Raw genomic sequence first — 12,985 nt, forward strand, 5'->3', positions numbered from 1 at the left:
AAAAGCGCCTGCCGTAGTTTTGTTGTTGGAATTACAAGATTATTCGCAAAAAAATAGAAAACAAGCCTTTTTGGTGGCAATATTTTGTTTTATCTACAACGAGTGACCTGAATCAACTGGTCCAAATGGTCAAGAAACCCTCTGCCATCCCCTGTGCCGCGGGCGTTTTGATCAGCATAGACAAACAGGTCGCCACATCCGTTAGCCTGGAGTTCTACACATGCATCCCCGCGTTCTTGAGGTCACCGAACGGCTTGTCGCCCGCAGTCGCGCCACTCGCGAGGCTTACCTCGCCCTGATCCGCGGCGCCGCCAGCGATGGCCCGCAACGGGGCAAGCTGCAGTGTGCGAACTTCGCCCACGGCGTTGCCGGCTGCGGCTCGGAAGACAAGCACAGCCTGCGCATGATGAATGCCGCCAACGTGGCGATTGTTTCGTCATATAACGACATGCTCTCGGCGCACCAGCCGTACGAGCACTTTCCCGAACAGATCAAGAAGGCCCTGCGCGAGATGGGCTCGGTCGGCCAGTTCGCCGGCGGCACCCCCGCCATGTGCGATGGCGTGACCCAGGGCGAGGCCGGCATGGAGCTGAGCCTGCCGAGCCGCGAGGTGATCGCGCTGTCCACCGCGGTGGCCTTGTCCCACAACATGTTCGACGCCGCGCTGATGCTCGGCATCTGCGACAAGATCGTCCCGGGCCTGATGATGGGCGCGTTGCGCTTCGGCCACCTGCCGACCATCTTCGTCCCGGGCGGGCCGATGCCGTCGGGCATTTCCAACAAGGAAAAGGCCGACGTGCGCCAGCGCTACGCCGAAGGCAAGGCGACCCGCGAAGAGCTGCTGGAATCGGAGATGAAGTCCTACCACAGCCCGGGTACCTGCACCTTCTACGGCACCGCCAACACCAACCAGCTGCTGATGGAAGTCATGGGCCTGCACTTGCCGGGCGCGTCCTTCGTCAACCCCTACACGCCACTGCGCGACGCCCTGACCCATGAGGCGGCGCAGCAGGTCACCCGCCTGACCAAACAGAGCGGCAACTTCACGCCGATCGGTGAGATCGTCGACGAGCGTTCGCTGGTCAACTCCATCGTTGCCCTGCACGCCACTGGTGGTTCGACCAACCACACCCTGCACATGCCGGCGATTGCCCAGGCCGCGGGCATCCAGCTGACCTGGCAGGACATGGCCGACCTGTCCGAGGTGGTGCCGACCCTGTCTCACGTCTATCCGAACGGCAAGGCCGACATCAACCACTTCCAGGCGGCGGGCGGCATGGCGTTCCTGATTCGCGAACTGCTGGAGGCCGGCCTGCTCCACGAAGATGTCAACACCGTGGCCGGCCGTGGCCTGAGCCGCTACACCCAGGAACCGTTCCTGGACAACGGCAAGCTGGTGTGGCGCGACGGCCCGATCGAAAGCCTCGACGAAAACATCCTGCGTCCGGTGGCCCGCGCGTTCTCGCCGGAAGGCGGCCTGCGGGTGATGGAAGGCAACCTCGGTCGCGGGGTGATGAAAGTCTCCGCCGTGGCGCTGCAGCACCAGATCGTCGAAGCGCCGGCGGTGGTGTTCCAGGACCAGCAGGACCTGGCCGATGCGTTCAAGGCCGGCGAGCTGGAGAAAGACTTCGTGGCAGTGATGCGCTTCCAGGGCCCACGCTCCAACGGCATGCCGGAACTGCACAAGATGACGCCGTTCCTCGGCGTGTTGCAGGACCGTGGCTTCAAGGTCGCGCTGGTCACCGACGGGCGCATGTCCGGGGCCTCGGGCAAGATCCCGGCGGCGATCCACGTCAGCCCTGAAGCCCAGGTCGGCGGTGCGCTGGCACGGGTGCGCGACGGCGACATCATTCGCGTGGATGGCGTAAAGGGCACGCTGGAGCTTAAGGTAGACGCCGATGAATTCGCTGCCCGCGAACCGGCCAAGGGCCTGCTGGGTAACAACGTCGGCAGCGGCCGCGAATTGTTCGGTTTCATGCGCATGGCCTTCAGCTCGGCGGAGCAGGGCGCCAGCGCCTTTACCTCTGCCCTGGAGAACCTTAAGTGAAGTTAGCGCTGGTCGGTGACATTGGTGGAACCAATGCGCGTTTTGCGTTGTGGAAAGACCAGCGCCTGGAGTCGATCCAGGTGCTGGCGACGGCGGACCACGCCAGCCCGGAAGAAGCCATCGGCGTATACCTGGGCGGCCTCGGCCTGGCGCCGGGTTCGATCGGCGCGGTGTGCCTGTCGGTGGCCGGTCCGGTCGGCGGCGACGAATTTCGTTTTACCAACAACCACTGGCGCCTGAGCCGCAAGGCCTTCTGCCAGACCCTGCAGGTCGATGAGCTGCTGCTGGTCAATGACTTCTCGGCCATGGCCCTGGGCATGACCCGCCTGCAGCCCGGCGAGTTCCGGGTGGTTTGCGAAGGCACCGCCGAGCCGCTGCGCCCGGCGGTGGTGATCGGGCCGGGCACCGGCCTGGGCGTCGGCACGCTGCTGGACCTGGGCGAAGGCCGCTGGGCCGCCTTGCCAGGCGAGGGCGGGCATGTCGACCTGCCGTTGAGCAGCCCGCGGGAAACCCAGTTGTGGCAGCACATCTACAGCGAGATCGGCCATGTCAGCGCCGAGACCGCGCTCAGCGGCGGCGGTTTGCCTCGGGTGTACCGGGCGATCTGCGCGGTGGACGGGCATGAGCCGGTGCTCGATACCCCGGAAGCCATCACCGCGGCGGGCCTGGCCGGCGACCCCATCGCCCTGGAAGTGCTCGAGCAGTTCTGCTGCTGGCTGGGCCGGGTGGCGGGCAACAACGTGCTGACCACCGGCGGGCGCGGTGGCGTGTACATCGTCGGCGGGGTGATTCCGCGGTTCGCCGACTTTTTCGTCGAAAGCGGTTTCGCCCGTTGTTTTGCCGACAAGGGCTGCATGAGCGATTACTTCAAGGGCATTCCGGTATGGCTGGTGACAGCGCCGTACTCGGGCCTGACCGGCGCCGGGGTGGCGCTCGAGCAGGCGTTTGCCTGATCGAACGTATGGGGCTTGTCGCAAGCAGGCTTCGCTCGGGTTTCGTGTTGGAACGCTGCTTCTGTAGCCGCTGCCGAGCGAGCGAGGCTGCGACCGGCCGCGAAGCGGACGTAAACCGGGCCCCCGTTTCTTTCTGGCAAACCCTGTGTTCAGGTTTTGCGAGGACTTCGTCCTCGATCGCAGCCTCGCAGGCTCGGCAGCGGCTACGGAGCTGATCCATGAGGCATAATCCCGCTCCATTCATAACAACAAAGGACGGCCCGCGTGAGTTCAGTCAGTAAGTCGATCTTGTTGGTTGATGACGATCAGGAAATCCGCGAGCTGCTGGAGACCTACCTCAGTCGCGCCGGCTTCCAGGTCCGCAGCACGCCCAACGGCGCTGGTTTTCGCCAGGCGCTGAACGAGGCGCCGAGCGACCTGGTGATTCTGGATGTGATGCTGCCGGACGAAGACGGTTTCAGCCTGTGCCGCTGGATCCGCCAGCACCCGCGGGTCGGCCAGGTACCGATCATCATGCTCACCGCCAGCTCCGACGAAGCCGACCGGGTCATCGGCCTGGAACTGGGTGCCGACGATTACCTGGGCAAACCCTTCAGCCCTCGCGAATTGCAGGCGCGGATCAAGGCCCTGTTGCGCCGCGCGCAGTTCGGCCAGGAACGGGCCGGCGGCGAGGTGCTGTGCTTCGACGAGTGGCGCCTGGACATGGTCAGCCACCGGCTGTTTCACAACGACGGCGAGGAAGTGATCCTCTCCGGCGCCGACTTCGCCCTGCTCAAGCTGTTCCTCGATCACCCGCAGGAAATCCTCGACCGTGACACCATCGGCAATGCCACCCGCGGGCGCGAACTGATGCCCCTGGACCGCATCGTCGACATGGCGGTCAGCCGCCTGCGCCAACGCCTGCGCGACACCGAGAAGCCGCCGCGGCTGATCCGCACCGTGCGCGGCAGCGGTTATCAATTGGCAGCCAATGTGGTTGCCGGCAATGCTCACTGAGTGGTCGCGCAAGTTGCTGGCGCGGGTGCCGGTACCGCGTTCGCTGCTGGGCCGGATGTTGCTGCTGACGCTGCTGGCGGTGTTGTTCGCGCAAACCTTGTCCAGCGTGATCTGGGTTTCCCAGCTGCGCGCCACCCAGCTCGAAGGCCTGGTCACCAGCGCCCGCAGCCTGGCCCATTCGATGACCGCCAGCGTCAGCTACTTTCGTTCGCTGCCGGTGGCGTACCGGCCGCTGGTGCTCGACCAGTTGCGCAGCATGGGCGGCACCCGTTTTGTCGTGACCCTCAACGACAAGCCGCTGGGCATGGAAGTGCTGCCCATCACGCCGCGCAAGCAGGCGGTGCTCAAGGCGGTGGACGAAGTGCTGCGCCAGTCCCTGGGCAACGACGCCTATATCTCGGTGACCTTCGTCAGCCCCGAGGACCTGCGGATTTTCAACGGCGGCCTGAAACTCGATGAATTGCCGCGTTCCTGGGCCCATTACGCCCTGACCCTGGAACCGGTGAACCCGCCGGTGCTGGTCACCCAGATCCAGATGGCGCCGGGGGAGTGGCTGTACATCGCCTCGCTGTTGCCCGAGCCCTACACCAGCCTCGAAGAGCAGGGGCTGCCGGCGCAGCAGGTGTGGTTCATCGTGCTCACCAGCGGTTTCCTGCTGCTGTTCATCGGCCTGCTGGTGCATTGGCAGAGCCGGCCGCTCAAGCGCCTGGCGCGGGCCGCGCGGGACATGTCCCTGGGCGCCGATGTGCAGCCGGTGGCCGAAGGCGGCGGCAGCGAAGTGGTGGAGGTCGGCCGGGCCTTCAATGCCATGCGCGAGCGCATCAGCCGTTACCTGACCGAGCGCAGCCAGCTGTTCAGTGCGATTTCCCACGACCTGCGCACGCCCATCACCCGGCTGCGGCTACGGGTCGAACTGCTGGAAGACGAGCAGCTGCAAAGCAAGTTCGGCCGCGACCTGGATGAGCTGGAGCTGCTGGTCAAGGGCGCGCTGCAATGCGTCAAGGACACCGACATCCACGAGAACATCGAGCCGGTGGACCTCAACCAGGTGCTCGACTGCCTGGTGGAGCCTTACCTGGCGCCCAATGGCAACGGCCGCGTGACCCAGCAGGGGCGGGCGCTGGCGCCGTATCCGGGCAAGCCCCTGGCGCTCAAGCGCTGCATGGGCAACCTGATCGACAACGCGCTGAAGTACGGGCAGAACGCCCACCTGCACATCGACGACGATGCCAACGCGTTCATCCTGCATGTCGACGACGAAGGCCCGGGCGTGCCAGAACAGCGCCTGGAGCAGGTGTTCGAGCCGCACTTTCGCCTGTCCGGCCAGCAGCAAGGCTACGGCCTGGGCCTGGGCATCGCGCGCAACATCGCCCACAGCCATGGCGGCGAGGTGAGCCTGCAGAACCTGCGCGAAGGCGGTTTGCGCGTGACCCTGTACCTGCCGCGTTCCATGGATTGATGCCCCTGTAGCCGCTGGCGAAGCCTGCGATCGGCCGCGTAGCGGTCGTAAAATTTCATGCCGCGCTTGGCTGTATGACCGAGGCGCCAGCTTTGCGAGCCCTGCGGTCTCGAGCGCAGCCTGCGGCAGCGGCTACAGGGAGTTTTGTCACGGCTTGGTGACATTTCCTGTGACCTTCGTTACCTGCCCGCGCGAACCCGTTGTTTAGACTCAAGGCCCTGATAAAAACAACAACAGGTCCGCCATGAACCCTATTCCCCTGACGTTCAGCAGCTGGCTGAACGCTCCTGCCCATCATCAATGGCTGGCCGCCGAAGGCCAGCGCCTGCTGGGTTTCGCCCGCGCGGCCCGGCTGCCCGAAGGCTTCGGCGACCTGGACGAACGCGGGCGCCTGCCGAGCGACGCCCGGGCCGGCACCATGAACACCGCGCGCATGACCCACAGTTTCGCCATGGCCCATATCCAGGGCATTCCCGGCTACGCCGCGCTGGTGGACCACGGTATCGCCGCGCTTAACGGCGCGCTGCGCGATGGCGAATACGGCGGCTGGTTCGCCACTCCCGGGCATGCCGATGGCAATAGCGGCAAGGCCGCGTACCTGCACGCTTTCGTTGCCCTGGCGGCGAGTTCCGCGGTGGTGGCCGCGCGCCCCGGCGCCGAGGCCTTGCTGGCGGAGGCGATCCGGGTCATCGAAAGGCATTTCTGGAGCGAGGAGGAGGGCGCGATGCGCGAGTCCTTCAACCGCGACTGGAGCGGCGAGGAGGCCTATCGCGGCGCCAACAGCAACATGCACGCCACCGAGGCGTTCCTCGCCCTGGCCGATGTCACCCAGGACCCGCGCTGGCTCAACCGCGCCCTGCACATTGTCGAGCGGGTCATCCATCAGCATGCCGCCGCTGGCGATTACCGGGTCATCGAGCATTTCGACCGCCACTGGCAGCCATTGCCGGATTACAACCAGGAACATCCGGCCGACGGTTTCCGCCCCTATGGCACTACCCCCGGGCACGCTTTCGAGTGGGCCCGCCTGCTGCTGCACCTCGAAGCCGCGCGCTGCCAGGCCGGCATGCTCAGCCCCGGCTGGCTGCTGCTGGATGCCCAGAAGCTGTTCGAAACCGCCTGCCGTGACGCCTGGGACGTCGATGGCGCGCCGGGCATTGTCTACACCCTGGACTGGCAGCAGCGCCCCGTGGTGCGCCAGCGCCTGCACTGGACCCACGCCGAGGCCGCGGCGGCGGCCAGCGCCTTGCTGCAACGCACCGGGGAAGCGCAGTACGAAACCTGGTATCGGCGCTTCTGGGAGTTCACTGCCGAGCATTTCATCGACCCGCTGCACGGCAGCTGGCACCACGAGCTGGACAGCAACAACAGGCCCAGCGCCGAGATCTGGGCCGGCAAGCCGGACCTGTATCACGCCTGGCAGGCGGTGCTGATTCCGCGCCTGCCTTTGGCGCCGAGCATGGCATCGGCGCTGGCCGAAGTGTCTAGACTGCAGGTTGTGTAACCATGTGGTGACATTCGCGCATCCCTTCGTTACCTGCGCGGGTAGGCCCCCTGTTTAGAATCCTATGCAGCGCAAGCACCAGACTTGCATGCATAACAACAAGAAAGGTACACCTCAGATGAATGCGATTTCTCGTCTAGCTGCTGTCATTTCCGTTGCCTCGTTGTTTCCCCTCAGTGCATTCCCTCTCGTTTCCGTTGCCGCCGACGCCAAAGGCTCCGTGGAAGTCGTCCATTGGTGGACGTCCGGCGGTGAAAAAGCGGCGGTCGATGTGCTCAAGGCCCAGGTCGAAAAAGACGGCTTCACCTGGAAAGACGGCGCAGTCGCCGGCGGTGGCGGTGCCACGGCCATGACCGTGCTGAAAAGCCGCGCTGTTTCCGGCAACCCGCCGGGCGTTGCCCAGATCAAGGGTCCGGACATCCAGGAGTGGGGCAGCACCGGCCTGCTCAGCACCGACGCCCTGAAAGACGTGGCCAAGTCGGAAAACTGGGACGGCCTGCTCTCCAAGAAAGTCTCCGACACCGTGAAGTACGAAGGTGACTATGTCGCCGTGCCGGTGAACATCCACCGCGTCAACTGGCTGTGGATCAACCCGGAAGTCTTCAAGAAGGCCGGGATCGACAAGGCCCCGACCACCCTCGAAGAATTCTATGCCGCCGGCGACAAGCTCAAGGCCGCCGGCTTCATCGCCCTGGCCCACGGCGGCCAGCCATGGCAGGACAGCACCGTGTTCGAAGACGTGGTGCTCTCGGTCATGGGCGCCGATGGCTACAAGAAAGCCCTGGTCGACCTGGACCAGAAGACCCTCGCCGGCCCGGAGATGACCAAGGCCTTCACCGAGCTGAAGAAAGTCACCAGCTACATGGACCCGAACCGCGCCGGGCGTGACTGGAACATCGCCGCCGCCGACGTCATCAATGGCAAGGCCGGCATGCAGATGATGGGCGACTGGGCCAAGAGCGAGTGGACCGCGGCGAAGAAAGTCGCCGGCAAGGACTACCAGTGCGTGGCCTTCCCGGGCACCGACAAGGCCTTCACCTACAACATCGACTCCCTGGCGGTGTTCAAGCTCAAGGCCGATCGCAAGGGCGATATCGCCGCCCAGCAGGACCTGGCCAAGGTCGCCCTGGGCAAGGACTTCCAGAAGGTCTTCAGCATCAACAAGGGCTCGATCCCGGTGCGCACCGACATGCTCAACGACATGGCCGCGCAAGGCTTCGACTCCTGCGCCCAGGCGGCGGCCAAGGACTTCCTGGCTGACGACAAGACCGGCGGCCTGCAACCGAGCATGGCGCACAACATGGCCACCTCCCTGGCCGTGCAGGGCGCGATCTTCGATGTGGTGACCAACTTCATGAACGACAAGGACGCGGACCCGGCCAAGGCCAGTGCGCAGCTGGCATCGGCCGTCAAGGCCGCCCAGTAACTCCGAACGCCGCAAGCCTGCTTGCGGCGATTTATCTGACGGCGCTTTCCCCCTGTAGGAGCGAGCTTGCTCGCGATAGCGATCGGTCTGTCGGCATCCATGTTGAATGTCCCGCAGTCATCGCGAGCAAGCTCGCTCCTACACAAGAGGGGATCGCTTCGGCCTTCATTTCTTCAACTGGATTATCCCGATGAGCTCTGTGGCGGTTTTCAGCAAAGCCTCACCGTTCGACGCGCTGCAGCGCTGGCTCCCCAAGTTGGTCCTGGCGCCAAGCATGCTGATCGTCCTGGTCGGTTTTTACGGTTACATCATCTGGACGTTCATTCTGTCCTTCACCAACTCCAGCTTCATGCCGAGCTACAAGTGGGTCGGCCTGCAGCAATACATGCGCCTGATGGACAACGACCGCTGGTGGGTGGCGAGCAAGAACCTGGCGCTGTTCGGCGGCATGTTCATCGGCATCAGCCTGGTGCTGGGCGTGTTCCTGGCGGTGCTGCTGGACCAGCGCATCCGCAAGGAAGGCTTTATCCGCACCGTCTACCTGTACCCGATGGCGCTGTCGATGATCGTCACCGGCACCGCCTGGAAATGGCTGCTCAACCCTGGCCTGGGCCTGGACAAGATGCTGCGTGACTGGGGCTGGGAAGGCTTCCGCCTGGACTGGCTGGTGGATCAGGACCGCGTGGTGTACTGCCTGGTGATCGCCGCCGTGTGGCAGGCCTCGGGCTTTGTCATGGCGATGTTCCTCGCCGGCTTGCGCGGCGTCGACCAGTCGATCATCCGTGCCGCCCAGGTCGATGGCGCGAGCCTGCCGACCATCTACCTGAAGATCGTCCTGCCGAGCCTGCGCCCGGTGTTCTTCAGCGCCTTCATGATCCTCGCGCACATCGCGATCAAGAGCTTCGACCTGGTGGCGGCAATGACCGCCGGCGGCCCTGGCTACTCGTCCGACCTGCCGGCGATGTTCATGTATTCCTTCACCTTCAGCCGTGGCCAGATGGGCATAGGTTCGGCCAGCGCCATGCTGATGCTGGGCGCCGTGCTGACCATCCTGGTGCCGTACCTGTACTCCGAACTGCGAGGCAAACGCCATGACTAACCAGCTCGGAAAACCTGCGCTGAACTTCAGCCGCATCGCCATCTACGCCACCCTGCTGCTGGCAGCGGCGGTGTACCTGGTGCCGCTGGTGGTGATGCTGCTGACCAGCTTCAAGACCCCGGAAGACATCCGCACCGGCAACCTGCTGAGCTGGCCGGCCGTGATCGACGGCATCGGCTGGATCAAGGCCTGGGACACCGTGGGCGGCTACTTCTGGAACTCGGTGAAGATCACCGTGCCGGCGGTGATCATCTCGACCTTCGTCGGCGCCATGAACGGCTACGTACTGTCGATGTGGCGCTTTCGCGGTTCGCAGCTGTTCTTCGGCCTGCTGCTGTTCGGTTGCTTCCTGCCGTTCCAGACCGTGCTGCTGCCGGCGTCCTTCACCCTCGGCAAGTTCGGCCTGGCCAACACCACCAGCGGCCTGGTGCTGGTGCACGTGGTCTACGGACTGGCGTTCACCACGCTGTTCTTCCGCAACTACTACGTGAGCATCCCGGACGCCCTGGTCAAGGCCGCGCGCCTGGACGGCGCAGGCTTCTTCACTATCTTCGGCAAGATCCTGCTGCCGATGTCGGTGCCGATCATCATGGTCTGCCTGATCTGGCAGTTCACCCAGATCTGGAACGATTTCCTGTTCGGCGTGGTGTTCGCCAGCGGCGATGCGCAACCGATCACCGTGGCCTTGAACAACCTGGTCAACACCAGCACCGGGACCAAGGAATACAACGTTGATATGGCGGCGGCGATGATCGCCGGGCTGCCGACACTGCTGGTCTACATATTCGCTGGCAAGTATTTCCTGCGTGGGCTGACGTCCGGCGCGGTCAAGGGGTAAAAGATGGCAACTCTCGAATTACGCAACGTCAACAAGACCTACGGTACTGGCCTGCCGGATACCCTGAAGAACATCGAACTGAAGATCGATGACGGTGAGTTCCTGATTCTCGTGGGGCCTTCGGGCTGCGGTAAGTCCACCCTGATGAACTGCATCGCCGGCCTGGAAAACATTAGCGGCGGGGCGATCCTGGTGGACGACGCCGACATCAGCGGCATGAGCCCGAAAGACCGTGACATCGCCATGGTGTTCCAGTCCTATGCGCTGTACCCGACCATGAGCGTGCGCGACAACATCGCCTTCGGCCTGAAGATCCGCAAGATGCCGGCCGCCGAGATCGACGAGGAAGTGGCGCGGGTGGCCAAGCTGCTGCAGATCGAACACCTGCTCAGCCGCAAGCCCGGCCAGCTGTCCGGCGGCCAGCAACAGCGCGTGGCCATGGGCCGGGCCCTGGCGCGGCGGCCGAAGATCTACCTGTTCGACGAACCGCTGTCCAACCTCGACGCCAAGCTGCGGGTCGAGATGCGCACCGAAATGAAACTGATGCACCAGCGCCTGAAAACCACCACGGTCTACGTCACCCACGACCAGATCGAAGCCATGACCCTGGGCGACAAGGTGGCGGTGATGAAGGACGGCATCATCCAGCAGTTCGGCACCCCGAAACAGATCTACAACGACCCGGCCAACCTGTTCGTGGCCAGCTTCATCGGTTCGCCGCCGATGAACTTCATCCCCCTGCGCCTGCAACGCAAGGACGGCCGCCTGCTGGCCCTGCTGGACAGCGGCCAGGCCCGTTGCGAGCTGCCCCTGGGCATGCAGGACGCCGGCCTGGAAGACCGGGAAGTGATCCTCGGCATCCGTCCGGAGCAGATCGGCCTGGCGAACGGCGAGGGCAACGGCCTGCCGACCCTGCGCGCCGAGGTCCAGGTCACCGAGCCGACCGGCCCCGACACCCTGGTGTTCGTCAACCTCAACGGCACCAAGGTCTGCTGCCGCCTGGCGCCGGATGTGGCGCCGCAGGTCGGCGAAACCCTGACCCTGCAATTCGATCCGGCCAAGGTTCTGCTGTTCGATGCCAAGAGTGGCGAGCGCCTGGGTGTTGCGGCCCCTGCGCAGTCCGAAGCCCATGCCAGCAACGTGGCGCAGTTCAAGGGGCGTTGAAGCCCGCGTTATTGGAGCAAGGACGTACCGAATGCGCGGCGGATGGCCTGTCATCCGTCGCATCAGGTGTAAACCGCGTTAGAGAAAAACAGTTAATAACAATAAAGACGAGGATGTAGGGATGAAAAAGAAGAGCACCAATGCACGCTTGATCTGCCAGTTGTCAGCGATTGCGGCAATGACCCTGGCCGGTAGCGCGCACGCTGACGAAGCGTTCAGCGCCGATTCGAAATGGATGACCGGTGACTGGGGTGGCGAGCGGACCAAACTGCTCGAGAAAGGGATCGATATCAAGGCCGATTACGTTGGCGAAATGGGCGCCAACCTGCATGGCGGCTACAACGACGACAAGACCGGACGCTACAGCGACCAGTTCGGCCTGGGCGTGGCCTTGGACCTGGAAAAGCTCTGGGGCTGGGATAACACCCAGGCGAAGATCCAGCTGACCAACCGTAACGGCCAGAACATCTCCAACGACCGTATCGGCGACCCGCGTGCCGGCACCTTGAGCTCCTCCCAGGAAGTCTACGGCCGTGGCCACATGGTGCGTCTGACCCAACTGTGGATCCAGCACCAGTTCCTCGACGGCAAGCTCGACGTCAAGGCCGGTTACTTCGGCGAAGGCGAAGACTTCAATACTTTCCCCTGCGACTTCCAGAACCTGGCGTTCTGCGGCTCCCAGGTGGGCAACTGGGCGACCAACATCTGGTACAACTGGCCGGTCAGCCAGGCGGCACTGCGGGTGAAGTACCACATCACGCCTGAGCTGTATGCGCAGATCGGCGCGTACAACCAGAACCCGTCGCAACTGGAGCACGGCAACGGCTTCAAGCTCAGCGGCAGCGGTACCAAGGGCACCGTGCTGCCGGTCGAGCTGGTCTGGTCGCCGAAGGTCAACAACCTGCCGGGCGAATACCGCGTCGGTTACTACAAGAGCACGGCCGATGCCAGCGACGTGCGCGAGGACGTCAATGGCCAGGACGCCGCCGTCACCGGTGACAGCTATCGCGTGCACAGCAGCAAGCACGGCTACTGGTTCGTCGGGCAGCAGCAACTCACCACTCACAACGGCGATGCGACCCGCGGTCTGAACATCGCGGCCAACGCCACGTTCCACGACAAGGACACCAACTTCATCGACAACTACCAGTCGCTGATGCTGGTGTACAAGGGCCCGTTCGACGCACGTCCCAAGGATGACGTCGGCATCGGCTTCGCCCGTATCCATGTCAACGACGACGTGAAGAAAAACGCCCAGTTGCTCAATGACACCAATGGCGTCAGCAACTACGACGATCCGCTGTTCTCGCCGATCCGCGAGACTGAGTACAACTACGAAATCAACTACGGCTTCCATGTCACCAACTGGCTGACCGTGCGTCCCAACCTGCAGTACATCACCCATCCAGGCGGTGTGGATGAAGTCGACAACGCCCTGGTGGCCGGCCTGAAAATTCAGTCGGTGTTCTAACGCTGTTGCGATAAGCTCCTCCTCAATG

Annotated in this window: 10 protein-coding genes; all 10 read left to right on the forward strand. The window is 63.9% G+C overall.

Annotated features, from left to right (window positions below):
- The first annotated feature begins 220 nt into the window (after positions 1 to 220).
- Positions 221 to 2,047: a phosphogluconate dehydratase gene (edd, locus tag PVZ78_RS08960; RefSeq protein WP_009045235.1), complete on the forward strand. Its 1,827-nt coding sequence runs from the start codon at positions 221 to 223 to the stop codon at positions 2,045 to 2,047.
- Positions 2,044 to 3,000 (forward strand): glucokinase, encoded by a 957-nt coding sequence (locus tag PVZ78_RS08965; protein ID WP_009050408.1) that lies wholly within the window; start codon positions 2,044 to 2,046, stop codon positions 2,998 to 3,000. Before edd ends, PVZ78_RS08965 begins: the two co-directional genes overlap by 4 nt.
- A gap of 264 nt (positions 3,001 to 3,264) precedes the next feature.
- Positions 3,265 to 3,996 carry a response regulator gene (locus PVZ78_RS08970; protein WP_007926317.1) on the forward strand — a complete coding sequence of 244 codons (732 nt, stop codon included), beginning with the start codon at positions 3,265 to 3,267 and terminating at the stop codon, positions 3,994 to 3,996.
- Positions 3,986 to 5,455, forward strand: a complete 1,470-nt coding sequence (locus PVZ78_RS08975) for an ATP-binding protein (RefSeq protein WP_009050407.1) — start codon at positions 3,986 to 3,988, stop codon at positions 5,453 to 5,455. Before PVZ78_RS08970 ends, PVZ78_RS08975 begins: the two co-directional genes overlap by 11 nt.
- Positions 5,456 to 5,699: 244 nt before the next feature.
- The gene (locus tag PVZ78_RS08980) at positions 5,700 to 6,959 is read left to right on the forward strand and encodes a D-mannose isomerase (RefSeq protein WP_273828580.1); all 1,260 of its coding nucleotides are present in this window, start codon (positions 5,700 to 5,702) and stop codon (positions 6,957 to 6,959) included.
- Positions 6,960 to 7,077: 118 nt separating this feature from the next.
- Positions 7,078 to 8,385: an ABC transporter substrate-binding protein gene (locus PVZ78_RS08985; protein ID WP_009050405.1), complete on the forward strand. Its 1,308-nt coding sequence runs from the start codon at positions 7,078 to 7,080 to the stop codon at positions 8,383 to 8,385.
- Positions 8,386 to 8,575: 190 nt separating this feature from the next.
- A complete protein-coding gene (locus tag PVZ78_RS08990) occupies positions 8,576 to 9,484 on the forward strand; it encodes a carbohydrate ABC transporter permease (protein ID WP_008032969.1) in 909 nt (302 codons plus the stop codon).
- Positions 9,477 to 10,322 (forward strand): carbohydrate ABC transporter permease, encoded by an 846-nt coding sequence (locus tag PVZ78_RS08995; RefSeq protein ID WP_009045231.1) that lies wholly within the window; start codon positions 9,477 to 9,479, stop codon positions 10,320 to 10,322. Before PVZ78_RS08990 ends, PVZ78_RS08995 begins: the two co-directional genes overlap by 8 nt.
- A 3-nt stretch (positions 10,323 to 10,325) precedes the next feature.
- Positions 10,326 to 11,486, forward strand: a complete 1,161-nt coding sequence (locus PVZ78_RS09000; protein WP_016703424.1) for an ABC transporter ATP-binding protein — start codon at positions 10,326 to 10,328, stop codon at positions 11,484 to 11,486.
- Positions 11,487 to 11,607: 121 nt separating this feature from the next.
- Entirely contained in the window at positions 11,608 to 12,957 is a 1,350-nt protein-coding gene (locus tag PVZ78_RS09005; protein ID WP_007926337.1) for a carbohydrate porin, read from the forward strand.
- The last annotated feature ends 28 nt before the right edge of the window (positions 12,958 to 12,985 follow it).

The sequence above is a fragment of the Pseudomonas sp. SBT1-2 genome (assembly GCF_028640875.1).
In the GTDB taxonomy this organism is placed as follows: Bacteria; Pseudomonadota; Gammaproteobacteria; order Pseudomonadales; family Pseudomonadaceae; genus Aquipseudomonas; species Aquipseudomonas chlororaphis_I.